This window comes from uncultured Bacillus sp. (assembly GCF_958411575.1).
Taxonomy (GTDB): domain Bacteria; phylum Bacillota; class Bacilli; order Bacillales; family Bacillaceae; genus Bacillus; species Bacillus spizizenii.
On record NZ_CATYRA010000008.1, the window covers coordinates 106,858 to 132,563 of the forward strand.

Annotated in this window: 26 protein-coding genes; 16 read left to right on the forward strand and 10 right to left on the reverse strand. The window is 44.7% G+C overall.

The genetic code is table 11. The annotated features are described in order from the left end of the window. Positions 1–89: 89 nt before the first annotated feature. The 4 genes from tcyC to bsdA form a co-directional block, all read right to left on the reverse strand. Positions 90–833, reverse strand: coding sequence for a cystine ABC transporter ATP-binding protein TcyC (tcyC, locus tag Q5C82_RS14290; protein ID WP_003224951.1), 744 nt, complete (start codon positions 831–833; stop codon positions 90–92). Between the two features lie 13 nt (positions 834–846). Continuing rightward, positions 847–1,551 carry a cystine ABC transporter permease TcyB gene (tcyB, locus tag Q5C82_RS14295; protein ID WP_003224952.1) on the reverse strand — a complete coding sequence of 235 codons (705 nt, stop codon included), beginning with the start codon at positions 1,549–1,551 and terminating at the stop codon, positions 847–849. Continuing rightward, positions 1,538–2,344: a cystine ABC transporter substrate-binding lipoprotein TcyA gene (gene tcyA, locus Q5C82_RS14300; RefSeq protein WP_003224954.1), complete on the reverse strand. Its 807-nt coding sequence runs from the start codon at positions 2,342–2,344 to the stop codon at positions 1,538–1,540. The genes tcyB and tcyA overlap by 14 nt, the downstream gene beginning before the upstream one ends. Before the next feature lie 115 nt (positions 2,345–2,459). Further along, positions 2,460–3,332 carry a transcriptional regulator BsdA gene (gene bsdA, locus Q5C82_RS14305; RefSeq protein WP_003224956.1) on the reverse strand — a complete coding sequence of 291 codons (873 nt, stop codon included), beginning with the start codon at positions 3,330–3,332 and terminating at the stop codon, positions 2,460–2,462. Positions 3,333–3,421: 89 nt separating this feature from the next. Between bsdA and Q5C82_RS14310 the strand changes: the two genes are divergently transcribed. The 5 genes from Q5C82_RS14310 to Q5C82_RS14330 all read left to right on the forward strand — a co-directional run bounded on the left by Q5C82_RS14310 (position 3,422) and on the right by Q5C82_RS14330 (position 7,078). Beyond that, complete coding sequence (locus tag Q5C82_RS14310; RefSeq protein ID WP_003224958.1) at positions 3,422–4,036, forward strand: non-oxidative hydroxyarylic acid decarboxylases subunit B; 615 nt, start codon at positions 3,422–3,424, stop codon at positions 4,034–4,036. 2 nt (positions 4,037–4,038) lie between these two features. After that, entirely contained in the window at positions 4,039–5,460 is a 1,422-nt protein-coding gene (gene bsdC, locus Q5C82_RS14315; RefSeq protein ID WP_003224959.1) for a phenolic acid decarboxylase BsdC, read from the forward strand. Between the two features lie 16 nt (positions 5,461–5,476). Continuing rightward, positions 5,477–5,704: a phenolic acid decarboxylase subunit BsdD gene (bsdD, locus tag Q5C82_RS14320; RefSeq protein ID WP_003224961.1), complete on the forward strand. Its 228-nt coding sequence runs from the start codon at positions 5,477–5,479 to the stop codon at positions 5,702–5,704. Continuing rightward, a complete protein-coding gene (locus Q5C82_RS14325) occupies positions 5,701–6,165 on the forward strand; it encodes a pyridoxamine 5'-phosphate oxidase family protein (RefSeq protein ID WP_003224963.1) in 465 nt (154 codons plus the stop codon). The genes bsdD and Q5C82_RS14325 overlap by 4 nt, the downstream gene beginning before the upstream one ends. Before the next feature lie 67 nt (positions 6,166–6,232). Beyond that, positions 6,233–7,078: an alpha/beta fold hydrolase gene (locus tag Q5C82_RS14330; protein WP_003224964.1), complete on the forward strand. Its 846-nt coding sequence runs from the start codon at positions 6,233–6,235 to the stop codon at positions 7,076–7,078. Between the two features lie 37 nt (positions 7,079–7,115). Here Q5C82_RS14330 and Q5C82_RS14335 read toward each other — a convergent pair whose 3' ends face one another. Continuing rightward, on the reverse strand, positions 7,116–8,594 hold the full coding sequence (locus Q5C82_RS14335) for a peptide MFS transporter (protein ID WP_003224966.1): 1,479 nt from the start codon (positions 8,592–8,594) through the stop codon (positions 7,116–7,118). A 279-nt stretch (positions 8,595–8,873) separates the two neighbouring features. Here Q5C82_RS14335 and Q5C82_RS14340 point away from each other — a divergent pair, with 279 nt between their 5' ends. Continuing rightward, complete coding sequence (locus Q5C82_RS14340) at positions 8,874–10,628, forward strand: right-handed parallel beta-helix repeat-containing protein (RefSeq protein WP_003224968.1); 1,755 nt, start codon at positions 8,874–8,876, stop codon at positions 10,626–10,628. A 15-nt stretch (positions 10,629–10,643) separates the two neighbouring features. On the opposite strand, the gene Q5C82_RS14345 is transcribed toward Q5C82_RS14340, so the two are convergent. After that, complete coding sequence (locus Q5C82_RS14345; RefSeq protein WP_003224971.1) at positions 10,644–10,865, reverse strand: hypothetical protein; 222 nt, start codon at positions 10,863–10,865, stop codon at positions 10,644–10,646. A gap of 125 nt (positions 10,866–10,990) precedes the next feature. Here Q5C82_RS14345 and gerKA point away from each other — a divergent pair, with 125 nt between their 5' ends. The 3 genes from gerKA to Q5C82_RS14360 are packed head-to-tail and all read left to right on the forward strand — an operon-like array spanning position 10,991 to position 14,987. Continuing rightward, positions 10,991–12,625: a spore germination protein GerKA gene (gerKA, locus tag Q5C82_RS14350; RefSeq protein WP_003224973.1), complete on the forward strand. Its 1,635-nt coding sequence runs from the start codon at positions 10,991–10,993 to the stop codon at positions 12,623–12,625. Next, complete coding sequence (locus Q5C82_RS14355; protein WP_003224975.1) at positions 12,615–13,838, forward strand: Ger(x)C family spore germination protein; 1,224 nt, start codon at positions 12,615–12,617, stop codon at positions 13,836–13,838. Before gerKA ends, Q5C82_RS14355 begins: the two co-directional genes overlap by 11 nt. Before the next feature lie 24 nt (positions 13,839–13,862). Next, positions 13,863–14,987, forward strand: a complete 1,125-nt coding sequence (locus Q5C82_RS14360) for a spore germination protein (RefSeq protein WP_003224977.1) — start codon at positions 13,863–13,865, stop codon at positions 14,985–14,987. A 102-nt stretch (positions 14,988–15,089) separates the two neighbouring features. On the opposite strand, the gene Q5C82_RS14365 is transcribed toward Q5C82_RS14360, so the two are convergent. Further along, positions 15,090–15,770, reverse strand: coding sequence for an ABC transporter ATP-binding protein (locus Q5C82_RS14365; RefSeq protein WP_003224979.1), 681 nt, complete (start codon positions 15,768–15,770; stop codon positions 15,090–15,092). 15 nt (positions 15,771–15,785) lie between these two features. Next, positions 15,786–17,240 carry an ABC transporter permease gene (locus tag Q5C82_RS14370; RefSeq protein ID WP_003224981.1) on the reverse strand — a complete coding sequence of 485 codons (1,455 nt, stop codon included), beginning with the start codon at positions 17,238–17,240 and terminating at the stop codon, positions 15,786–15,788. A 212-nt stretch (positions 17,241–17,452) separates the two neighbouring features. Here Q5C82_RS14370 and yclJ point away from each other — a divergent pair, with 212 nt between their 5' ends. The 4 genes from yclJ to phrC all read left to right on the forward strand — a co-directional run bounded on the left by yclJ (position 17,453) and on the right by phrC (position 20,960). Beyond that, entirely contained in the window at positions 17,453–18,136 is a 684-nt protein-coding gene (gene yclJ / locus Q5C82_RS14375) for a two-component system response regulator YclJ (protein ID WP_003224983.1), read from the forward strand. After that, positions 18,123–19,544 (forward strand): two-component system sensor histidine kinase YclK, encoded by a 1,422-nt coding sequence (yclK, locus tag Q5C82_RS14380; protein WP_079996289.1) that lies wholly within the window; start codon positions 18,123–18,125, stop codon positions 19,542–19,544. Before yclJ ends, yclK begins: the two co-directional genes overlap by 14 nt. 161 nt (positions 19,545–19,705) lie before the next feature. Continuing rightward, positions 19,706–20,854: a response regulator aspartate phosphatase RapC gene (rapC, locus tag Q5C82_RS14385; RefSeq protein WP_003224987.1), complete on the forward strand. Its 1,149-nt coding sequence runs from the start codon at positions 19,706–19,708 to the stop codon at positions 20,852–20,854. Further along, the gene (gene phrC, locus Q5C82_RS14390) at positions 20,838–20,960 is read left to right on the forward strand and encodes a phosphatase RapC inhibitor PhrC (RefSeq protein WP_003224994.1); all 123 of its coding nucleotides are present in this window, start codon (positions 20,838–20,840) and stop codon (positions 20,958–20,960) included. Before rapC ends, phrC begins: the two co-directional genes overlap by 17 nt. Positions 20,961–21,058: 98 nt before the next feature. Here the strand turns inward: phrC and Q5C82_RS14395 are convergent, their stop codons facing one another. Continuing rightward, on the reverse strand, positions 21,059–21,166 hold the full coding sequence (locus tag Q5C82_RS14395) for a YjcZ family sporulation protein (protein ID WP_003224996.1): 108 nt from the start codon (positions 21,164–21,166) through the stop codon (positions 21,059–21,061). A 148-nt stretch (positions 21,167–21,314) separates the two neighbouring features. Then, positions 21,315–22,679 carry an aspartate kinase gene (locus tag Q5C82_RS14400; protein ID WP_003224998.1) on the reverse strand — a complete coding sequence of 455 codons (1,365 nt, stop codon included), beginning with the start codon at positions 22,677–22,679 and terminating at the stop codon, positions 21,315–21,317. A 384-nt stretch (positions 22,680–23,063) separates the two neighbouring features. On the opposite strand from Q5C82_RS14400, the gene yclN reads away from it, so the two are divergent. From yclN to yclP, 3 genes are read left to right on the forward strand one after another with little or no spacing between them, the layout of a single operon-like run. Continuing rightward, positions 23,064–24,014, forward strand: a complete 951-nt coding sequence (gene yclN / locus Q5C82_RS14405; RefSeq protein WP_003225000.1) for a petrobactin ABC transporter permease YclN — start codon at positions 23,064–23,066, stop codon at positions 24,012–24,014. Continuing rightward, a complete protein-coding gene (gene yclO / locus Q5C82_RS14410) occupies positions 24,007–24,954 on the forward strand; it encodes a petrobactin ABC transporter permease YclO (RefSeq protein ID WP_003225003.1) in 948 nt (315 codons plus the stop codon). Before yclN ends, yclO begins: the two co-directional genes overlap by 8 nt. Continuing rightward, positions 24,948–25,706, forward strand: coding sequence for a petrobactin ABC transporter ATP-binding protein YclP (gene yclP, locus Q5C82_RS14415; protein WP_003225005.1), 759 nt, complete (start codon positions 24,948–24,950; stop codon positions 25,704–25,706). The genes yclO and yclP overlap by 7 nt, the downstream gene beginning before the upstream one ends.

Consider the following 25,706-nt stretch of genomic DNA (forward strand, 5'->3'; position numbering starts at 1 on the left):
GTGTCATTGTAGCACATCTACCAAAAGGGCGGAATAGGCGAATGGGGCTCAACATAAAAAACAGGGCTGAGGCAGCCCTGTTTTTCTTATTACAGCGGGTTCAAAATCCGGTTCAAGAACCGCTGCGTCCGTTCTTCTTTTGGTGCGGAGAAAATTTGCTCCGGCGGTCCCTGTTCCACGATGACGCCGCCATCGATGAAGACGACTTCGTCCGCCACATCCTGGGCGAATTTGATTTCGTGGGTCACGACGACCATGGTCCAGCCTTCGTTGGCCAAATCCTTGATAACCTTCAGCACCTCTCCGACAAGCTCGGGGTCAAGCGCTGAGGTCGGTTCGTCAAACAGCATGAGCTCAGGCTGAATCGCTAATGCACGGGCGATGCCGACGCGCTGCTGCTGTCCGCCGGAGAGCTGGAACGGATATAAATCCATTTTGTCCTTCAATCCGACTTTTTCAAGAAGCTGAATCGCTTCTTTTCTGACTTCCTCTTTGTTCCGTTTTTGCACCTGAACAGGGCCCTCCATCACATTTTCAAGAGCTGTGCGGTGCGGGAACAGGTGATACGCCTGAAATACCATTCCGGATTTCCGGCGCAGCTTCAGGATATCTGCCTGTTTCACTTTTTTGGAGAAATCGATGGAGAAATCATCAAATGAAAGCTCCCCGCGATTGGGGATCTCCAGCGCATTCAGGCAGCGGAGCAGCGTCGTTTTCCCTGAACCTGAAGGCCCAAGTATGGCGATGACTTTTCCTTTTTCAATCTTCATATCTATCTTTTTTAAAATTTCATTTTCACCGAATGATTTGTTTAATCCTTTAACGGTAAGCATACTCGGAACCTCCTTATTTGGCCACGTAGCGGTCAAGACGCCGTTCGATGACATGCTGGACGAGTGAAAGCAGGAAGCAGATCATCCAATAAATAAAGGCTGCTTCAATATAGATCACTAAAATCTGATCAAGATTCCGCGCGCCGATTTCCTGAGCTTTTCTGAACAGCTCAGCGACCAAAATCTGAGAAGCGAGGGATGTATCTTTAATCAGGCTGATAAAGGTATTGGATAATGGCGGGATCGACACACGAAACGCCTGCGGCAAAATGACGCGGAACAGCGTTTTCTGATGTGTCATGCCAATTGTGTAGCCGGCTTCCCATTGCCCTTTCGGCACGGATAAAATAGATGCCCGGATGATTTCAGATGCATAGGCGCCGACGTTTAATGAAAAGGCGATAACTGCGCTTGGAAATGGATCTAATGTGATGTTAAAGGCCGGGAACAGATAGAAAATGATGAACAATTGAACGAGAAGAGGAGTGCCACGTATCGCGGATACGTATACGCTGAACACCCATCTCAAAGGTCTCACTTTCGACATTCTGGCAAGCGCCGTAATCAGCGCCAGTATCATTCCGAATATAAAGGAAAGAATGGTAAGGGGAATCGTATAGTAGATTCCCCCTGAAAGTATCGGCCAGAATGACTGCTGCACCAGGTCCCACGGGATCGCCGTGCCAAGCGTCAATGCCGGCAGATTATTTAGATACATCTTCGCCGAACCATTTTTTAGAAATTTTAGAAAGAGTCCCGTCCTCTTTCATTTCTTTTAAAGCTTTGTTGACTTGATCAACAACCTCGCCGCTTCCTTTGCGGAACGTGAAATACGTTGACTGCGGATCGCCTGTTTCAAACGCGATTTTTACGTTTTTGTTGCCTGATGTTTTTAAGTAGTTCAATACGGCAAGCTTATCGTTGTATGTCATATCGACGCGGCCTTGCTGGATTAATTGAAGGGATTGTGCCAAGCCTTCAACACCTTCAACTTTCGCGCCCGCATCTGTAGCTAATTTATTGTAGTTGCTTGTCAGTGATTGAGCTGACGTTTTTCCTTTTACATCTGCTTCTGACTTAATATCGTTGTTGTCTTTTTTCGTCACGACAACGGCTCTTGATGTTGTGTATTTATCTGAGAAATCATATTGGTCTTCACGATCTGTTTTTCCGACTTGGTTGGCAATGACGTCAAACCGTTTGGAATTCAGGCCGGCAAACATGCTGTCCCATTGTGTTTCATTAAAGTCGACTTTCAGTCCTAGGCGTTTTGCGACTTCTGTGATGACTTCCACATCATAGCCAGTCAGCTTGTCAGTGTCTTTGTCGTGGTAAGTGAACGGTTCATATGTTCCTTCCGTACCGACTGTCAGCACACCTTTTTTCTTAATAGAAGCCCAAAGATCGCCGTCTTTGGCGTTATCTTTTGACTGATTGTCATTTCCTGCTCCGCAAGCTGCAAGAACGGCAATGCTTACGACCATGAATAAAGCCAATAATGCTTTTTTCATCTTATTCCCCACTTTTCTGGTTGATTTTATTGAAATAAAAAATTAGCTTACAAATCTAAAGGATAACTTTTTTTTAGTATGAGTCAAGTATTTGGTTTTCATAAGGCAAAATCCTTTAAAACAAATCCAAAAATTGCTGTACCGGTTTTGGCAAATAACTGTCTGTTCTCCAGATGACTGCCGGTGTCATAATGAAAGGATTGTTTTCGATATGGACGGTGTGAACATGGTTTCTCATATGAACGGGAATCATCGTGACGGGCAGAATGGACGCGCCGAATCCGGATGAGACGAGACTGAGCAAAGTTGCGGAATCATGGCATTCGCAAACAATGCGCGGTTCCAGATTCAAACGATGAAATTCATTCATGACCTGATTATAGACGCCTTTTCCGTTGACAGGCCGCAGCAGAATCAGCGGAAAGGAAGGAATGTCCTCCATTTTAATGGTGTCACCGCACGGATATCCGGCTTCTTCTGAAAGCACGAGCACACATGGAATGTCATCAAGCTGTTTGAATTGAACTGAATCGCTTTTGATCAGCGTCGTCGTGACCGCAGCATCGATTTGTCGGCTTTCAAGCAGCTCTAACAGTGTCGCAGGCTCATTCTCCCAAATGTTAAAGGTGAGGTGCGGGTATCTCTCTTTGATCTGTGTTACTTTTTCAAGCATCAGAGCCGCGCAATAAATCGTTGAACCCACGGCCAGCGTGCCGGCTACCTTCTCCTTCAGCTCTTGGACCTCAATGACTGCATCTTCAAATCTATGCAGAATCTCCTTGGCTCTTTTCAGAAAAACAGTTCCTTCATATGTAAGCGTCATTTGTTTTTTCTTATTCCGGTCAAACAGAATAACACCTAGCTCGTCCTCCAGCTGTTTCAGCTGCCTGCTTAAAGGCGGCTGCGCCATGTGGAGTTTTTTGGCGGCGGACGTGATTTTCTGTTCTTGGGCAATGGTAATGAAATATCGAAGCTGGCGAATGTCCAAAAGAAAGCGCCTCCTCACTATACCTTTTAGGTATTAAATATAGATTTAACAGATATTTTTCATATGGATATATCAGGAGTATGATGGAAATGAAAGCAGAATTCAAGCGTAAAGGAGGGGACAAAGTGAAACTCGTTGTCGGAATGACAGGGGCAACAGGGGCCATTTTTGGGGTCAGAATGCTGGAGTGGCTGAAGGCCGCCGAGGTAGAAACCCATCTCGTTGTGTCTCCTTGGGCGAACGTCACGATCAAACACGAAACAGGCTATACCTTAAAGGAAGTTGAACAACTGGCCACATACACTTATTCGCATAAGGACCAGGCGGCAGCCATTTCAAGCGGGTCGTTTGATACCGATGGAATGATTGTTGCGCCATGCAGCATGAAATCTCTCGCAAGCATTCGCACCGGGATGGCGGATAATCTGCTGACACGTGCGGCGGATGTCATGCTCAAGGAGAGAAAAAAACTCGTCCTCTTAACGAGAGAGACGCCTTTGAACCAGATTCATCTCGAAAATATGCTAGCGCTTACGAAAATGGGTACCATCATTCTACCTCCTATGCCGGCATTTTATAATCAGCCGAGCAGCTTAGAGGAAATGGTCGACCATATTGTATTCAGAACGTTGGACCAATTCGGCATTCGCCTACCTGAAGCGAAACGCTGGAATGGGATTGAAAAACAAAAAGGAGGAGCTTGATCATGGCTTATCAAGATTTCAGAGAATTTCTCGCTGCCCTTGAAAAAGAAGGACAGCTGCTAACAGTGAATGAAGAGGTAAAGCCCGAGCCGGATTTAGGAGCCGCAGCACGCGCAGCCAGCAATCTTGGAGATAAGAGCCCCGCGCTCTTATTTAATAACATTTATGGCTATCACAACGCGCAAATTGCGATGAATGTGATCGGCTCCTGGCCGAACCATGCAATGATGCTGGGCATGCCGAAAGACACGCCGGTAAAAGAACAGTTTTTTGAATTCGCGAAGCGTTATGACCAGTTTCCGATGCCGGTCAAACGTGAGGAATCAGCGCCGTTTCATGAAAATGAAATCACGGAAGATATCAATTTGTTCGATATACTGCCTCTTTTCCGAATTAACCAAGGAGACGGCGGTTACTATTTAGACAAAGCATGTGTCATTTCCCGCGATCTTGAAGACCCTGAGAATTTCGGCAAGCAAAACGTCGGCATTTACAGAATGCAAGTCAAAGGAAAAGATCGCCTTGGCATTCAGCCTGTGCCGCAGCACGATATTGCGATCCATCTGCGTCAAGCTGAAGAACGCGGCATCAATCTTCCGGTCACCATTGCGCTCGGCTGTGAGCCGGTCATAACCACGGCGGCATCAACTCCGCTTCTTTATGATCAATCAGAATACGAAATGGCAGGCGCAATTCAAGGTGAACCATATCGCATCGTAAAATCTAAGCTGTCTGATCTTGATGTTCCATGGGGCGCTGAAGTAGTGCTTGAAGGTGAAATCATTGCCGGAGAGCGTGAATATGAAGGCCCGTTCGGTGAGTTCACAGGCCATTATTCCGGCGGACGCAGCATGCCGATTATCAAAATTAAACGCGTGTATCATAGAAACAATCCGATTTTTGAACATTTATACTTAGGCATGCCTTGGACAGAATGCGATTACATGATTGGCATTAACACATGTGTGCCGCTTTATCAGCAGTTAAAAGAAGCGTATCCGAATGAAATTGTGGCTGTGAACGCCATGTACACACACGGTTTAATCGCGATTGTTTCCACAAAAACACGCTATGGCGGATTTGCGAAAGCAGTCGGCATGCGCGCGCTCACAACACCGCACGGACTCGGCTACTGCAAAATGGTCATTGTCGTTGATGAGGATGTCGATCCATTCAACCTGCCGCAGGTCATGTGGGCGCTTTCGACCAAAATGCATCCGAAGCACGATGCGGTCATCATTCCAGACTTATCTGTCCTGCCGCTTGACCCGGGATCTAATCCATCAGGAATCACTCACAAAATGATTCTTGACGCCACTACACCGGTTGCGCCGGAAACAAGAGGCCATTATTCACAGCCGCTTGATTCACCATTAACAACGAAAGAATGGGAACAAAAATTAATGGACTTGATGAATAAATAAGGAAAGGAAGATCGAAATGCATACATGTCCTCGATGCGATTCAAAAAAGGGAGAACTCATGAGTAAATCGCCTGTAGAAGGCGCTTGGGAAGTTTATCAGTGTCAAACATGTTTTTTTACATGGAGATCCTGTGAGCCGGAAAGCATTACAAATCCGGCGAAATACAATCCGGCGTTTAAAATTGATCCGAAGGAAACAGAAACCGCAATTGAAGTTCCGGCTGTGCCGGAACGAAAGGCTTGATCAGCGTGAGCTGTATGTCAGACCGCCTCTTTGAGCTGCTTGACGGGAATCGCCTGAAGGAGAAGCGGCAGGAGGCTTTCGTTCTGCAAACGGTATCGGAGGACGGCTGGCCGCACGCCGCTATGATCAGCGTGGGAGAAATCATCGCTCTGAGCCGAACGGATATCCGAATCGCTCTGTGGAAAAACACAGCGACTGCAGCCAACATCCTTCGCACAGGAAAAGCGCAGTTCACGGCATGGTGGAAGGGAGCCGCTCATTATGTGAAGCTGCAATGCGAGCCTTTGCCGCCTCTGAAAGAAGCCGAATATGACAGAGAACGTTTTGCCTGCCGTATCGTTTCGGTGAAGGAGGACGTGGCGAAATATGCTGATTTGACTTCTGGTGTCCGTATCCAGCTTCACAGCCCTGAAGAGGTGTTGAACAGATGGGAAAAGACGCTTGAGGAATTAAAACGGTAATATCGAAAGCCTGACGCCATGCGTCAGGCTTTTATTTTATATAATGAAAACAAAGGGGGCGTGAGAAATGGAACGTATGGGAATCTGTCACTCAGACGGTTTTGATTTATCTTATCGAATCGAGGGAGAGGGCGCACCCATCCTTGTGATCGGAAGTGCGGTTTACTACCCGCGTCTTTTTTCCTCAGACATCAAACAGAAATATCAATGGATATTTGCTGATCACAGAGGATTTGTCAAGCCAAAGCGGGAACTGCGGGCAGAAGATCTGAGGCTTGAAGCCGTTTTGGCCGATATTGAAAGGCTGAGAACGTCTCTTCAGCTTGAGGATATGGTCATCTTGGGTCATTCTGGACACGCATTTATGGCTTTAGAATATGCCAGAACATATCCTGAACATGTCCGGAAGGTTGCGCTTTTCAACACTGCACCTGATAACAGTGAAGCAAGACAGCGAAAAAGTGAATCGTTTTTCATGGAGACAGCCAGTCTTGAGAGAAAAAAACGCTTTGAAAAAGATATTGCGAATTTGCCGCTGGACATTAAAAAAGATCCCGAGAGACGCTTTGTGCACATGTGTATTCACGCTGAAGCGAAGAGCTTTTATCAAGAGCGGCCGCATGCTGCTGCTTTATGGGACGGTGTTTTCACGAATATGCCGATTATTGATGAATTATGGGGTCATACATTTGCCCAGCTTGATCTTATTCAGAGGTTAGCTGATGTTCAAGTGCCGGTTTACATCGGCTTAGGTAGATATGATTATCTAGTTGCGCCTGTTACACTGTGGGATGCTGTTGACGGTTTATATCCCCATGTGGAGAAGGTTATTTTTGAGAAGAGCGGCCATCAGCCAATGCTGGAAGAACCGCAAGCCTTTGATCAAAGCTTCAGCAAATGGATGGACAAATAAAAAACAGCCCGCCAAAATCGGCAGGCTGTTTTTTTTATTATAAGACCCCTTTCATCGCGCGTTTGATAATCGGCGAGATCAGCAGCAGAATGCCGCCGAGTACGATAGATATCAAACCGATGGTGCCGAAGTAGATGGTTTCAGGAATTTTATCAAACAATCCGGCAACTTGGGCATTGATCGCTTGGGCTGCTGCGTTAGTCAGAAACCACATACTCATTGTCTGTGCAGAGAATGCAGCCGGCGCCAGTTTCGTTGTTACGGATAAACCGACTGGAGACAGGCACAGCTCTCCAAGCACGACGAGCAGGAAGCTGAGAACGAGCCAAAGCGGGCTTACGAGTGCTTCTTTTCCTTGCATTGCAGGGAATACCATAATGATAAATGACAATCCGGCTAGAATAATTCCGATTGAGAATTTAACTGGTGTGGACGGCTGGCGTTTGCCAAGCTTCATCCATAGCCACGCAAAAATGGGTGCAAAAATGACGATAAACAATGGATTTAATGATTGGAACCAAGATGACTGAAGTTCTAATCCGCCCAATGAAAGCCTTGTGCGTTCATCGGCGTATAGCGCAAGAATGGTTGCTCCCTGTTCCTGAATCGCCCAGAACATGACAGCAGCGATAAACAAAGGAACGTAAGCGGCAAGACGAGATTTTTCTGTTTTGTCCGCTTTTTTGCTTGTAAACATGATAATGAAATAAACAATAGGAATCAAAATACCGAGAATACTTACAAGATTGATGAACCGATTGATCGTCAGCACGCCTGTTTGTACAGCAATGATTGCCGCAATCGCTACAATGATCACCCCGATACCGGTGCCGATCGCTGATTTTTTAGACAGCGGGTTCGGTACATTTGAACCTGCAATCCCGAGGTTTTTCTTTCTTGTCAAAGCAAATACGATAAGTCCGAGAAGCATTCCGACTGCGGCAGCCCCGAAGCCGAGATGATAGTTGTACTTCTGTCCGAGTGTTCCGACAATTAACGGCGCAAGTAAACCACCGAGGTTGATTCCCATATAGAAAATACTGAAACCTGAGTCACGGCGCGGGTCTTCTTTCGTATAAAGATCCCCAACTACGCTTGAAACGTTTGGTTTTAATAAACCTGTTCCAATAATGATAAGCGCCATGCTGATATAGAATGCTGTCGCGCTGCCCGGATAGGCGAGTGCAACGTGGCCGAACATAATGAATATGCCGCCGTAAAACACGGTGTTTGCGGTACCGAATACCCGGTCTGCGAGCCATCCGCCAATAATACTGGACATGTATACGAGAGATCCGTAAATCGACATAATGGCAACTGCTGTGCCCTTGTCAAAGCCAAGCCCTCCATTTACCGTCTCTGTATACAAATAGTAAAGTAAGATTGCTCTCATTCCATAGTAAGAGAAACGCTCCCAAAATTCGGTGAAAAATAGTGTAAATAGTCCTCGCGGGTGACCAAAGAACCCTTTTTGCGGGACGCTTTTAATGATACTTTCGTTATCAATCGAAGCCATGTCAGCCAAACCCTTTCTTAAAAAAGTGTATTATAAAAATCATATTCTTATATAATACTTGTGTCAATATAATTTATACTCATTTCAAATAATTCCATAATGGAAAAATTATAAGTATATAAAAATAGTGTTTTTATCCTAATTATTAAGTCCTTTTTTGTAAGGTTTTCTTACAAAACTATTCCTTTATATTTTTTTAATAAAATTTTAGAGAAATGTGCAAGCGGATCGGGCCTTTGTGAGTATTATGATAGTAATCATAGAGAAGGAGGCTCGCAATTGGCTGAATTCATATTAAATGCGGCGGATTTCGGTATCTTAGGAGATGGTAAAACGGATTCAACAGAACTGATTAATCAATGCCTCAGTACGGCTGTTTCGAAAGGATATCATACTGTCTGGTTTCCAAAGGGAACATATGTAATAGACGGAACGCTTGGAGGGGATCCCAATCAGAAGTTTCGAAACGCGGGGATCATTGTTCCAGGCAACCTTGAGATTGTAATGGACCCCGAGTGTATCATCAAAGTGATCCCGAACAGTTCGTGGGGTTATTCCGCATTTTATGTAGGCAAGCAAGAGAATATAACCATTTCCGGGGGACAAATTATCGGCGAGCGCGACGAGCATACGTATGCGTCCGCAGGGATAAGGTCAACCCATGAATGGGGCTTTGGCATTTGCATTGAAGGATGCTCGAATGTTGTCATTGATGATGTCAAAATTTCTGATTTTACCGGGGACGGGATCATTGTCAGTCCGAGGGGGTTAAAGACAAATAATGATTATCGAACGTCAGAGCAAATTACCATCCGCCGCTGTGAGGTTCGGCGGTCCAGAAGAAATAATATTTCCATTACCGGATGTGATATGGTCACGGTGGAGGAATGCGTGATTGCAGATGCCGGAACGGGGAATGGAACAGCTCCGAAATTCGGAATAGACATAGAAGGATATGGCGAAGGTGATATTGATTATGAAGAACCAATCAATGTATCCATTCGCAATAACCATTTTATCGGAAACGTTTCAAGTTCTGTGACCAATTTTAATGGGTACGGCATTTCAATAGAAGGAAACCATTCAGACAATACGATCAGCTACGGGTATGGAACGCAAACAGTGATCAAGGGAAATATTCTTAGACGGGCGGAAGACGCAGCTGCTGCGCCTCGAGTTGGAATTACCGGACTCGGTGTGTCACAAGGAAAAGAGAGCAGTGATGCGGTCATCGCAGGCAATCTCATTACCGGGTTTTCAACCGGGATTGATGTCAGGGGAAAGAGCGTTCTTGTCACCAACAATAAAATCAGCAACTTTGAAAACACAGGGATATTGGTTTACCAGTCTTCCGACGTAAAGGTAGACGGCAACCAAATTCAAAACGGACTGTCTAAAACAATGCGCAGTACCGGCCTTCGCGCAGTGCTGTCAGATGATACCGCATTTCTGAATAACTGCCTCATTCAAGTCATTGACGGCGTGAACATTTCCGGAGGCGATATGATCATTAAAGATAATGTGCTGAGAAAATTCAGCCGGGGGATCTGGATCGCTCAAGGAAACGCGGTGATTGAAGGAAATACACTGAATCCTGACGCGTTTGAAGCAGCCCCGGAATCATATGCTGTTTCTGTTACAAACAATGCTAGCGCTATCATCAAAAACAACACATATAAAGAGTTTAAAAATTACCCGATTTACTGTTCCACAAGTGCGAAAACCTCAATTATCGGCAACCACTTCGAGAGATCTCCACTTTTAGTTACCATCTATATCAACGCCGGTGTGCATGAAATTTTTGATAACACCATTTCAGTCAACAGGACAGCCGGAAATCCGATTGTCATTTATATCAACGGTTCTGCAGGCTCTATCATCTCTGGAAACACCATCGATAACCTCTCCGCAGGCACGGCGACAGCTATTCAAACAAACACCTCAACCAATTCCAAAATCATCGGCAATCGCATCTTCAAAGGAACCATCAACAGACATAGCAGCGATACAATAGACGGCAATATTATCGCTTGAAAAAAGCGCCCCGCTTCAGGGGTTCTTTTTTTTCGATTTATAGATCACGTACATTTCTCTCACTAGTATGAAAACAAAAAATAAAAGCACGACCCATTCTGCAAACGTCGTCATCTTAAAGCTGGACATATTGTTATAAATGGCTTTTGTCAAACTGAAACCTTGTAGCATGTCCATAAAAACAGAAATGGTTAATAAACAAATCAGTAAGATCCCTGTCACGCCTAATATCTTCATGCTTCATCACCCTCCGCTTTTAGTGTCTATCTTTATCGGAGAAGTTATACCGCAGCCATCTGTATGCATAATATGAACTCCAAAAGGAAGAATATGAGAAAATAACAAGGAAAGGTATTTTGTGTATGCCTTTATTTTCTAAGCAAAAGAAAAAGACCGATTCGAAAGATAAACAGAATACAGAAGAAAAGAATCAGGATCAGTTGCAAGAAAAAGAAAGACCGGTTCTCGTTTCCGCAAGTTTGACAAAAAATATAGCGGAAACGAAGAAGGAGGTCGGAAGCAGCTCGGACGTCATCATTCGCGAGATTAAAATCGGGGAGCAGGATCGTATCCATCTAGCTATTATTTATATTGCAGGGCTGGTCGATAATAACACGATCCATGAATGGTTAATCGAGCCTTTGGTACAGAATGAGTCTATCCAAAACTCTCATGCGATCCAGCAGATTCTTGAAAAAACGCTCCCGTTAGGCGGAGTGAAAGCGGAAAAGAGCTGGGACAAGCTTTTTTCTGAATTAATGCTCGGCAATGCGCTGGTTTTTGCTGATGGCTATGATGAAGCGCTTATATGCAGCACTCAAGGGGGAGAGCAGCGTTCCATTGAAGAGCCGAGCACCCAGGTGTCCTTTCGTGGCCCGCGCCAAGGATTTACAGAGTCTCTTGAAACCAATATTTCTATGATCCGCCGATACATCAAAAATCCGAATGTATGGGTAGAGAAAATGAAAATCGGGTCTGTAACCCACACGGATGTCGCGCTTATGTACATTCATGGCATTTGTGATGAAAAGGTGCTGAAGGAAGTGAAGCAGCGCCTGAAAAAAATAGATATAGACAGTATTTTAGAATCCGGATATATCGAGCAGCTGATTGAAGATGAAACCTTTACGACGTTTCCGACCATGTATCATACAGAACGTCCTGATGTTGTAGCGGGAAATCTGTTAGAAGGAAGATTTGCGATCGTTGTGGACGGAACGCCGTTTGTTCTGATTGCTCCGGCCTTATTTGTTCAATTCTTTCAGTCTGTTGAAGATTACTATTCGCGTTTTGACATTGCGACAAGCATACGGGTTTTGCGGGTTTTAGTCTTTTTTATTTCACTCGTGGCTCCGGCTGTTTACGTGGCAGCCACGACATTTCACCAGGAAATGATCCCGACGCAGCTGTTAGTCGTCATTGCAGCCCAGCGGGAAATTGTCCCGTTTCCAGCTGTCGTCGAAGCACTTACGATGGAGGTTGCTTTTGAGATTCTCAGAGAAGCCGGCGTCAGGCTGCCGCGTGTCGTCGGCTCAGCGGTATCAATCGTCGGTGCGCTTGTTATCGGACAGGCTGCCGTACAGGCTGGTATCGTCTCTCCGGCCATGGTCATTATCGTTGCGATTACCGCGATTGCCAGCTTCGCGACACCCGCTTTCGCCATGGCGATTTCAGCCCGTCTCATTCGATTTATCTTTATTATTGCGTCCTCTATTATGGGGTTTTACGGGCTGATTTTAGGCATCATTATGATGTTTGTCCATTTATGCAGCCTGCGCTCTTTCGGTGTTCCTTATATGTCGCCGCTCGCTCCTTTTTCATCTCAAGGGGTAAAGGACACACTGTTCAGGGTTCCATGGTGGGCTGATGAAAAAAGGCCGGAATCGATCAGCAAGAAAGATAAGGTGCGGCAGGGGGATGATCAGCGCCCAGAGCCTGATGGTTCACGCGGAATGGTGAACAAAGATTTGGAAGAAGGGGATCAGAATGGTACGTAAACGTGTATTAACCGTCCTCATGCTTTTGAGCGTGATTGTGCTGCCCGGCTGCTGGGATAAGCGAGAACTGACGGATCTTGCGATTATCTCGGCGATTGGCATTGATCGGACGAACGAAGGCAACTACGTGCTGCATCTTCAAATTATCAATCCCGGAAATGTTGCTGGCGGGCTTCAGGGAGGCGGTGCTGGAGATAGGCCGCCTGTATCCGTTTATTCAATTGAAGGCGACAACATGACGGAAGCGCTCAGAAAAGCCTCCATGAAGGTATCCCGGCGGCTTTACTTTGCCCATACCAATCTCGTTGCGATCAGTGAAAAGCTGGCGAGAGAGGAAGGCTTGGATTTTGTGTTAGATAATCTTGATCGCGACACAGAATTCAGGACAACGGCCACAGTTGTCATCGCTCATAAAACGAAAGCGGAAAACATCGTGAAAATCCTGACGCCGATTGATAAAATCCCGTCAAATAAAGTCAATAAAACACTCGACTTCACGGAGGCGCAATATGGACGGGTGGTCAAAACCAATATTCAGGACGTCCTGAAAACACTTGCCATCGACACAAGAGCACCGGTTATCCCGGGATATATGATGATTGGTGACGATAAAAAAGGAATCAGCATGGAAAACACGCAGGCGACCGATCCGAAAGCCATTCTTCAGGCAGACGGTTTGGCGGTGTTTAATAAGTCAGGTCATTTAAAGTATTGGATCACGGATAAGGAAAGCGTTGGAGCTGTCTGGCTTATGAACAAGGTTCAGCATACGTTTATTAATGCTGATTGGGACAAGACAAAGGACGCGGTCAGCTTACAGGTCACTCATCAAACCACAAAGCTTGTACCTGAGATGCGGAACGGACGTCCGCACATCCACGTGCGTGTGGCGGTTGAAGGAATTATAGATGCTGTCAAATACCCTTTCAAATTGTCTGATCCAAAGGAGCTGTCTGCCATTGAAAAAGCTCTCAACAAAGAGTTAGAAAAGGAAATCACCAACACTGTGAAAATGGTCAAGAAGAATAAAATTGACTTTATCGGTTTTGGTGACACGATATACAGAAAGTATCCGAAGCAGTGGGAAAAAATGAAAGACACTTGGGATAAAGAGTATTTGCCCGAACTGCCAGTCGATGTGAAGGCAGAGACGTATATCAGAAGAACGGGCTTGCGAAACAATCCAATCCAACACCAGCTTGAAGATGAATAGGTCTGGAGAAAGGGGACATGCCAGGTGGAAAAAGCCAAAATCAGCATACGGCAGCTGTTTGTCATGGTTATCATTTTTGAGTTGGGCAGCTCCTTATTGATAACACCGGGTTCAATGGCGGGCAGGGATGCTTGGATAGCAGTTCTATTAGGCTGTGCTGCCGGTTTGTTTCTTTACTATTTGTATCAAGGCATTTATCAATGTTACCCCGAATCTTCACCGAAAGAATATATGGATGATATGCTGGGAACCAAGCTAAGCTGGCTGTTTTCATTTTTGTATATCCTGTACTTTGCCTATATTGCCGCCCGGGTGCTGCGGGATTTTGGGGAAATGCTGTTGACGTTTGCTTATCATGATACGCCGATTCTGATTGTGAATGCTTTATTAATGATTGTTTGCATATATGCCGTCAGAAAAGGAATTGAAGTGCTCGCACGCGCGGCTGAACTTCTTTTCGGAGCCATGTATATACTGGGCGCCCTCGGCCTTGTGCTGATTATTGTCTCGGGTTCCATAGATACGCAGAATTTAAAACCGGTTTTAGAAGACGGCATTGTTCCTGTCATTCACTCTGTTTTCACACAGACCATGTACGTTCCGTTTGGTGAAGTTGTTTTATTTGTGATGATATTCCCTCATCTTAATGACCGAAAAGATGTAAAGAAAGTGGGAATGGCCGCCATAGCCATCAGCGGATTGGTTGTGGCGCTGAGCGTGGCGATTAATATCAGCGTGCTTGATGTTGATCTTACACTCAGATCCCAGTTTCCGCTTTTAAGTACGATTCAGACGATTAAGGTTGAAGAATTTCTAGACCGTCTCGATGTCTTTTTTATGCTGGCGCTGATCATCGGCGGTTTCTTCAAGGTCAGCCTCTACTTATACGCAGTGGTGGTGGGCACGTCCACGCTCTTTAAGGAAAAGAACCCTTCTCAATTGGCTTATCCAATGGGATTGGGCATCTTAATTCTTTCCATTACGATCGCGACTAATTTTTCGGAGCATCTGAACGAAGGCCTAAAGGTGGTGCCGCTGTATATTCATTTGCCCTTTCAGCTTTTGTTTCCGCTTTTCTTGTTTATAATAGCCGTTTGGAAAAAGAAGCGAAGAGAGAAATCAAAGAGATCGGAAAAAAAGAAACAATAAAAAGAGCGGGGGGATGCAGCCGCCGCTCTTTTTATGTTCACTTCTATATAAAAGGGGGATTTAGGTTGCGCCCCTGTCTGCACTGGCAGAGGCGCGTTTTTGTTATACGACTGCGACGTTTTCCTTCACAGTAAAGCTTCCTCTTGAGAGTCTGATGTTGATGTCCGATACTTTTGCAATTTGCTCATCGTGCGTTACCATGATGACGCATTTATTTTCCTTGTGCGCCAGATCTTGAAAAAGCCGCACGATTTCTTTTGATGTATCCTCATCAAGGTTTCCGGTCGGTTCATCGGCTACGATGAGATCCGTTTCACAGCAGAAAGCTCTTGTAATCGATACCCGCTGCTGCTGTCCGCCGCTTAGTGTCAGGACTTTTTGCCGGGCTTGTTTTTCACTGATGCCAACCTTCTGCAGCATTTCCAGCGCATACGCTTCTTTGTTCGTTTCTTTAGAACCTGTGATTTCCATGGCGGTTGTGACGTTCTGCAGAGCCGTCATATATGGAAGCAGGTTGTACGCCTGAAAGACAATGGATACATATTGATTTCTGAAATTTGTTAAGCCGATTTTGGAAACCGCTTTTCCATCGTAAAGGATCGTTCCTTCTTTTGGTGCGTCAAGTCCGCCTGCCAGAGACAGGAAAGTGGTTTTCCCTGTCCCTGATGTGCCGACGATTGTATAGAATTTTCCTTTTTGAAAGCTGATGTTGATATCCTGAAACAATGGCTGGCTTTTGTCTTTATACCAGTAGCCGACTTGTTGAAATTCTAATAAGCTCATAGGTTTCGCCTCTTTCTATTCCTGTTTTGTCAATATCGTTTTCGGATGGAGCCGCAGTACTGAGATAGACGGCAGCAATGTTGCGATGATTGCGATGATGATGCCGATTCCGCCAAGAACAAGCATGTCGTTCATAGAAACCGCGACGTTCAGTGAATCAATGACATCCACGTTTGCTGAGTTGTGGCCGAACATTCCGCCGCCCATGCCGCCACCGCCGCTAGGCATTTGTCCGTTTTGCCCGCTTGCGGTTTGCGTTGAATCAGATGACGAACTGATCTGCTGGGACAACAGCTGATTTCCGAGCTGGTTCGCGACTAGATTTCCTGTTACCGATGCAAGGCCAATTGCGATAACGGCCACGATCAGGATCTCAGTTAAGAACTGTCCGATCAATTTCCAGCGTTTTTCACCGATGGCCATTAACACGCCCATCTCATATTTGCGCTCTCTGATTGACATCATGACAATCAGGCCAAGAATGACAGCGCCTGCCACTGATACAAGATACACGACGTTTTTAGAGAAAGAAGCTACATTTTCAATCGGGCCGACCATTTGCTGGTAAAGCTGATCGTTTGTATTCAGTGTGTACGTATTGAAGTCAATTGATGTTTTCTTCGCTGCTTTTACGAAAGCGTCCATATTTTTTGCATCATCCATATAGTAAACAGCCGAGTCAATTGTATTTTTATAGTCGTCACCTTTCAGCGCTGCTGTTGCTGTATAAGGCGTGTAAAGCTTGTTGTAAGGATTTAAGAAAGAGAAATTTTGGGCTTGGTCATCGCCTGAAGACGTTGTTTTATAGATACCAACAACCTTCAGCTTCACCGTTGTATCTTCATCCGTTGCTGATTCAATCGTGATCGAATCGCCGACGCTTACATCATTTTCTACCGCTAATGTTTCATTAATCACTGTTACGTTTTTGCCGACATCTGATTTTGTAATCGCGCGTCCGTCAGTGATTTTTGAATCCCCGTCAGAGAATTCATCAACTAACGCTGTGCTGGTGACACCTTCAATAGAAAGATCGGCCTGAATCCTTTGCGGTCCGCCTTGTCCGTTTTTAGTATTTGAGCTTGAGCTGGAATCACTTGAACTAGAGCTTGAGCTTTCAATGGCATCAAAGTTTCCTGCGTTAGCTGAAGCTGAAGTAATGTAGTTGTAGCTCTTCACATGATCAAGTGCTGCAAGCTTGTTTGCATCAGACACTTTAATCGGTGTTGATTCGAAGCTGCGTTTTTCTCCGCTGTCTTGCTGTTTTTCCATTTGCTTTTGGCGGTCAACTTGAAGGGTTACGCTTCCGCCGAGTTCCTGTCTGGCCAGTTCGCTTGATTTTTGTGCTGCCGACTGGATGGTGAGTCCCGACAGAACAAAGACGCATATAACTGTAAACACAAATAATTGCAATAACGTTTTTCCCTTTTTAGCCTTCATATTCCAAAAGGCCCGTTTGATAAAGTTCATTTATGTTCCTCCGTATAGGTATTTTTATTGATAAGACCGCCTGTAGGGCGGGCCCGCTTGTTGATAAATTAATAGTAGTCCAAAGGTATGAAAAAACTATGAACAATCTATTTCTAGTTGATGAAATAAAAACTAACAATTGTGAAACACAAAACCTTCTGTATAAAATGGTGCTATTATATAAAAAAGCATCAAACCAACCGGAGGATATAATGAAAATATTAATGATAGAAGATAATGTTAGTGTATGTACGATGACGGAGATGTTCTTTTTTAAGGAAGGTTTTGAAGCGGAATTCGTTCATGACGGATTAGAGGGATATCAGCGTTTTACGGAGGAAAATTGGGATCTGATCATTTTGGATATTATGTTACCATCCATGGACGGCGTGACCATCTGCAGAAAAATAAGAGAGACAAGCACGGTGCCGATTATCATGCTGACTGCCAAAGACACTGAATCAGATCAGGTCATCGGTTTTGAGATGGGAGCGGACGATTATGTCACAAAGCCGTTCAGTCCGCTGACATTGGTTGCCCGCATCAAAGCTGTCATCAGAAGATACCAGGCGACAGGCAAGGCGGTCATTGATGAAGATATGATCGAATCGGAATGCTTTACAATTAATAAGAAGACGAGAGAAGTATTTTTAAACGGAGAGCCTGTAGAAAACCTCACGCCGAAGGAATTCGATCTGCTTTATTACCTTGTCCAAAATCCGCGGCAGGTGTTCTCCAGAGAACAGCTGCTTGAGCAGGTATGGGGCTATCAGTTCTACGGAGATGAGCGAACGGTGGATGTTCATATTAAACGGCTGCGGAAAAAGCTTGCCAGCGAAGACAAACCTTTCCTATACACTGTGTGGGGAGTAGGATATAAATTTGATGAAGATTAAATATTTATATCAGCTGCTCCTGAGCCATATCAGCATTTTGATTTTAGCGTTTGTCATTATCATTTCTCTGTTTTCCCACTTTGTGAAAGAGTTTGCCTATCAAAACAAAGTAGAGGAATTGACGTCATATGCGGTGCAGATTGCAAACGAATTCCAAGCCGGCCAGGTTGACATGCGCAGACTGTATCCATATCAGGATATTTTAAGCACAAGAAAGACACAGTTTATTATCTTTAATGAAGAGCAGCAGCCTTATTTTCTTCCTGAAGGCTTTCACCATCAACCAAGGGAAAAGCTGAAGAAATCGGAATGGAATAAGCTGAAAAAAGGGCAGACTGTCATGATCAGGGCAGATGGCCGTTTTGATGATGAAGTGTCCCTTGTGGCGCAGCCTATATTTGTTCAGAACGAATTTAAAGGCGCCGTTCTGCTGATTTCTCCGATCAGCGGTGTTGAACAGATGGTCAATCAAGTCAACCTCTATATGTTTTACGCTGTGATCAGCACGCTCGTCATTACCATTCTCGTCAGCTGGCTTCTGTCCAAATTCCATGTCAAACGGATCCAAAAGCTGAGAGAAGCGACGGATAAAGTGGCTTCCGGCGATTATGACATCCACTTAGAAAACAGCTACGGGGACGAAATTGGTGTGCTGGCGTCTGACTTTAATATCATGGCGAAAAAATTAAAGCAATCAAGGGATGAAATCGATCGCCTTGAGAAGCGAAGAAGGCAGTTTATCGCAGACGTATCACACGAATTAAAAACACCGCTGACGACGATCAACGGTTTGGTTGAAGGGTTGAATAGCCATACAATTCCTGAGGATAAGAAGGATAAATGCTTCTCGCTTATCAGTGAGGAAACGAAGCGCATGCTGCGGCTCGTAAAAGAAAATCTGGATTATGAAAAAATCAGATCCCAGCAAATTACCTTGAACAAGCTTGATGTTCCGCTGATCGAGGTATTCGAAATCGTGAAAGAGCACTTGGAACAGCAGGCGAAAGAAAAGCAAAACAAGCTGACGATTCAGGTAGAGGATCACATCATCGTTCATGCCGACTATGACCGGTTCATTCAAATTCTCGTCAACATTACGAAAAATAGCATCCAATTTACGCGAAATGGTAACATTTGGCTGCGTGGATTAGAAGGATATAAAGAGACGATTATCGAGATTGAAGATACGGGAATCGGCATTTCAAAAGAGGATATTGAGCATATTTGGGAGCGATTCTACAAAGCTGATATTTCAAGAACGAACACCGCATACGGGGAATACGGACTCGGTCTCTCCATCGTTAAGCAGCTCGTTGAGATGCATCAGGGCACAGTAGAAATCAAGAGTGAAAAAGGAAAAGGCACAACATTCATCATCCGCCTTCCTTTAACGGCAAAACAGCCATAACATACAGGGCGGCGGCATCTCAGGTGCAGCCGCCTTTTTTGCACACCGCTTCGGTTTATTGCGTGCTCCCGAAACAAAGATTGCGTGTTTTTCGGGTTGGGACGGTCTGTAAACATGATAAAATATGACATAAACAGTTTTTGATGGGAGAGGGTGAAGGAATGAAGAGCGGGGTAATTCCTTCTTCAGCGGTCGGTCAAAAAATTAACGAGTGGTACAAATATATCCGCACATTCAGCGTGCCGGATGCCGAAGTGTTAAAAGCTGAAATCCAGCAGGAACTGAACCACATGCAGCACGATTCCAACTTGCTGCTTTATTATTCACTAATGGAATTCCGCCACCAGCTTATGCTTGATTATCTAGAGCCGTTAGAGAAATTAAATATCGAAGACCAGCCGAGCCTGTCTGAATTATCAAGAAACATTGACAGCAACCAGGCAGATCTCAAAGGGCTGCTTGACTATTATGTGAATTTTTTCCGCGGAATGTATGAGTTTGATAAGCGGGAATTTATTTCTGCCATTACATATTATAAACAGGCGGAGAAAAAGCTTTCCTTTGTCGCAGACCATATTGAACGGGCTGAATTCTATTTTAAAATAGCTGAAGCTTATTATTATATGAAGCAAACGTACTTTTCACTGATCAATATAAAAAACGCCTATGAAATTTACGTGGAGCAGGAAACCTATAATGTGAGAATCATTCAGTGCCATTTCGTGTTCGGGGTCAACCTGATGGATGAAAGGAATTTCGAACAAGCCGCACGCCATTTCAAACTGGCGCTCGATATGGCCGAAGCAGAACAAAAAGCCCAGCTGGTCGGAAGAGCATATTACAATCTTGGGTTATGCTATTACAATCAAGACCTTCTTGACCCTGCTATTGACTACTTTGAAAAAGCGGTCTCCACGTTTGAAAGCAGCAGAATCATTAATTCGCTGCCGCAAGCCTATTTTTTAATCACCTTGATTTATTATAAACGGGGAAAACATGATAAAGCTTCGGCATATCACAAGCGGGGCTATGAATATGCTAAAGAAACAGACGATGCAGACTACGCGGTAAAATTCGAGTTTTTGCAATCCCTATATCAGGATCAGCCCAATGAAGAAGGAATCGAACGATGTTTCCAATACTTAAAAAATAAAAATATGTACGCTGATATAGAGGATTTAGCCCTAGAAGTAGCAAAATATTACTATGAACAGAAATGGTTTAAACTGTCTGCTTCCTACTTTCTACAAGTTGAAGAGGCAAGAAAACAAATACAAAGGAGTGAAGGTTTGTATGAAATTGAAATCTAAGTTGTTTGTTATTTGTTTGGCCGCAGCCGCGATTTTTACAGCGGCTGGCGTTTCTGCTAACGCGGAAGCACTCGACTTTCATGTGACGGAAAGAGGAATGACGTAAGAAACAACACCCCTTCTCACCAAGAGAAGGGGTGTTTCTTTTTTAAAACAGCGCCGCAAGATGTAGATCTTTCGGCGCCCGCAGAGACGGTCAGCAGCTTAGAAGCCGCCAACAAACGCAGTCCCTACGATAATTAAAAGAATAAACAATACAACGATTAAAGCGAAAGAATGGCCGTAACCGCCGCAGTTAGAGTATCCTGACATAAGGCTTCACCTCCCTATGAAGGATACTATAAGGTATGCTGAAACGATCGGCTTGGCAGGGATAATAGTGGACAAGAGAAAAAATGAACAATTCAACTATGATTCACATCGTATAAAAAATAGCGTCCGCTATTTATGTAAATGTATATTAAGAGATCAGCACGCCCGCGAAAAATTCCTGGTATAGCGCTTGAACGGCTTTTCTTTCTTCGGCTTCTTTCACGCCGAACATCATGCTTACTTCAGAAGATCCTTGGTTGATCATTTCAATATTCACCTTTGCCTCTGATAAAGCTTTGGCCGCTCTTGCCGTTGTGCCGACATTGTGGCGCATCGCTTCTCCTACAACCATAATCAGTGCGAGGTGATGCTCGACAATCACTTCGTCGGCGTGCAGATCCTCTTGAATCCGTTTGATGACGCTGCGTTCAGTGGCGGCATCCATTTGACCCTCCCGTAAGATGATGGTCATGTCATCAATGCCCGATGGAACATGCTCATACGTTAAACCGTGTTCCTCCAGAATTTGAAGGGCTCTGCGGCCAAATCCGATTTCTCTGTTCATTAAAAACTTGCTGATATAAATGCTGCAAAAGCCGGTATCGCTGGCAATGCCGACAACAGGACCGTTTGTGTTATCCCGCTTGCTGACGACGCGGGTGCCTTGTGCAGACGGGTTGTTCGTATTTTTAATTTGCACAGGAATCCCCGCTCTGAATGCCGGAATGAGCGCTTCATCATGAAACACTGAAAAGCCCGCGTAGGACAGCTCTCGCATTTCTCTGTATGTCAGCTCGCTGATTTCCTTTGGATTCTCAACGTAGGAAGGATTGACAGCGTACACTGCGTCCACGTCCGTAAAATTTTCGTACAAATCAGCTTGAAGCCCGTTGGCAAGAATCGAGCCGGTAATATCAGAACCGCTCCGTGAGAATGTGATCACATCGCCAGCCTCGCTGAATCCGAAAAAACCGGGAAAAATGATGAGACCGTCACGTTCCCGAAGACGATAGAGGTTTTGATAGGATTCAGGAAGTACTTGCGCGTTGCCGGGTTCATTTGTCACAAAAAGGCCGGCATCCTTCGGGTTGATATATTCCGCTTTGACGCCTTTATGGCGGAAATAGGCGGCGATCAGCTTGGCGTTGTTATCCTCCCCGCTGGCTTTAACTGCGTCAAGATACTGCTCGGGATTGCTTTTATCTCCTTCTAAAAGCGTAAACAGATCATCGCGGATTTTTTCGATAATGCTTTGCTCTAGCTGAAGCTCATTTGCGATGAGGGCATACCGTTCTACAACAGCTTCCGTCAGTTCAGGGGCGCTGCCTGATGCCAAATATTGTTCTGCACATGCGATTAAGAGATCAGTCACTTTCGTATCCTCAGCATAGCGTTTTCCCGGAGCTGAAACGACTACCGCTTTCCGTGCCGGGTCTGAGGTTACGATGTGAAACACCTTTTCAAGCTGGGCGCCTGAAGCGAGTGAGCTGCCTCCGAATTTAACGACCTTCATGTTTACATCTCCTAATGTTTAAAATTTTCACACAAATTTAGTTTTTATTATCTCTCTTTCAGTCCTGTAAATCAAGGGGGAATTTCTTTCTGGAGAGAACATTTGTATTTTCCACAAGGAATAATGCAGGTGAATTGACCGTATACATGCGTTCTGATGATAAATATGGTAAACAACCTAACGATTTGGGATGGAAAATGATTAGAATGATTAGTAAAATTACATACATGACTAGGTTAATATTTTGAAAGAATATTGACTAACACTAGAAAAATGGTAATATGTAAATGATAATGATAATCAATTACTATATGGCCATATTGTTTTGAGTCCTTGCGGAGTAGGAGATACGTTCTTTTTGCTGTAAGGATGTAAGGAGGCAGCATGAAGTTACGTTACTTATTTATTCTACTTATCATATTAGGAGTCACGTCTGTATTTATCGGCGTAGAAGATCTGTCGCCGCTTGATCTCTTCGATTTAAGCAAACAAGAGGCGTCAACACTGTTTGCAAGCCGTTTGCCGCGATTGTTCAGCATTGTCATCGCGGGATTAAGTATGAGCATCTGCGGTTTGATTATGCAGCAGATCAGCAGAAACAAATTTGTGTCACCGACGACGGCGGGCACGATGGATTGGGCTCGGCTCGGTATTTTAATTTCCTTGCTGCTGTTCACATCCGCGAGTCCTTTAATGAAAATGCTGGTCGCGTTTGTCTTTGCTCTTGCAGGAAATTTTCTGTTTATGAAAATCCTTGAAAGAATCAAGTTTAACGACACCATCTTTATTCCGCTTGTCGGTTTAATGCTCGGGAATATCGTCAGTTCAATCGCGACATTTATCGCATATAAATATGACTTGATCCAGAATGTGTCATCATGGCTCCAAGGAGACTTCTCTTTAGTCGTAAAAGGAAGATACGAGCTACTTTATCTGAGTATTCCGCTCGTCATCATTGCCTATGTGTATGCGGATAAATTCACATTGGCCGGTATGGGAGAAAGCTTTTCTGTCAACCTCGGCCTGAAGTACAAGCGGGTTGTGAACATCGGGCTCATTATCGTGTCCCTGATCACGTCTCTTGTCATTTTGACTGTCGGTATGCTTCCATTTCTCGGTTTAATCATCCCGAATATTGTATCGATTTACAGAGGAGACAATCTGAAGAACAGTTTGCCGCACACGGCGCTATTGGGAGCGGTTTTTGTGCTCTTTTGCGATATACTGGGCAGAATCATTATCTTCCCTTACGAAATCTCGATTGGCCTGATGGTCGGAATCATCGGCAGCGGCATTTTCCTGTTTATGCTGTTAAGGAGAAAAGCGTATGCGTAACCAGATGAAAATTGCGTTGCTCGTTGTTTTAGCCATCGTATGTATTGGCTTGTTTCTGTTTTATGACTTAGGCAATTGGGATTATACCTTGCCGAGAAGAATCAAAAAGGTCGCTGCCATTGCGCTGACTGGGGGAGCGATTGCGTTTTCGACCGTGATCTTTCAAACGATTACGAACAACCGCATCCTGACGCCGGGCATCTTGGGCCTTGATTCTCTCTACATGCTGATTCAGACCGGCATTATCTTTCTGTTCGGTTCTGCGAATATTGTCATCATGAATAAAAACATCAACTTTATCATCTCTGTTCTGCTGATGATACTGTTTTCTCTTGTTCTGTATCAGATTATGTTCAAGGGAGAGGGGAGAAATATCTTTTTCCTTCTGCTCATCGGAATCGTGTTTGGCACGTTGTTCGGCAGCCTGTCTTCCTTTATGCAGATGCTGATTGATCCGAATGAGTTCCAAGTTGTGCAGGATAAGATGTTTGCCAGCTTTAACAACATCAACACGGATTTGTTATGGCTTGCGTTCATCATCTTCCTGCTGACAGGCGCTTATGTCTGGCGTTTTACAAAGTTTTTCGACGTGCTGTCGCTCGGGCGCGAGCACGCCGTGAATTTGGGCATCGACTACGACAAAGTGGTGAAGCAGATGCTGATCGTGGTTGCGATCCTTGTTTCTGTTTCAACAGCGCTAGTCGGGCCGATTATGTTCTTAGGCCTTCTTGTCGTCAACCTGGCGAGAGAATTCCTGAAAACGTATAAGCATTCATACTTAATCGCAGGCTCCGTTTTCATCAGCATCATTGCGCTGGTCGGAGGGCAGTTTGTGGTTGAGAAAGTGTTTACCTTCTCAACGACGCTGAGCGTCATTATTAATTTTGCCGGCGGGATTTATTTTATCTACTTGCTGTTAAAGGAGAATAAATCATGGTAGAGGTCAAAAATGTAAGCAAACAATATGGCGGGAAAGTGGTCCTTGAAGAGACGTCAGTCACGATTCCAAAGGGCAAAATTACCTCGTTTATCGGTCCTAACGGCGCCGGCAAAAGCACGCTGCTGTCTATTATGAGCCGCCTGATCAAAAAGGATTCCGGCGAGATTTTCATAGACGGACAAGAGATTGGAGCCTGCGACAGCAAAGAGCTTGCCAAAAAAATGAGCATTTTGAAGCAGGCGAATCAAATCAATATCAGGCTCACCATCAAAGACCTCGTCAGCTTCGGCAGATTTCCGTATTCACAGGGCCGGCTGACAGAGGAAGACTGGGTTCATATCAACCAGGCGCTCGGCTATATGAAGCTGGAAGACATCCAGGACAAATACTTGGATCAGCTGAGCGGCGGACAGTGCCAAAGGGCGTTTATCGCAATGGTCATTGCCCAGGACACAGATTATATCTTTCTGGATGAGCCGCTGAACAATCTGGATATGAAACATTCAGTTGAAATTATGAAACTGCTGAAACGGCTGGTAGAGGAGCTTGGAAAAACGATCGTGATCGTCATTCACGATATTAACTTTGCATCTGTCTACTCCGATCATATTGTTGCTTTGAAAAACGGCCGAATTGTAAAAGAGGGGCCGCCTGAAGACATGATAGAAACCTCTGTGCTTGAGGAAATCTACGATATGACCATCCCGATTCAGCAGATTGATAATCAAAGAATAGGTGTTTATTTTTCTTAA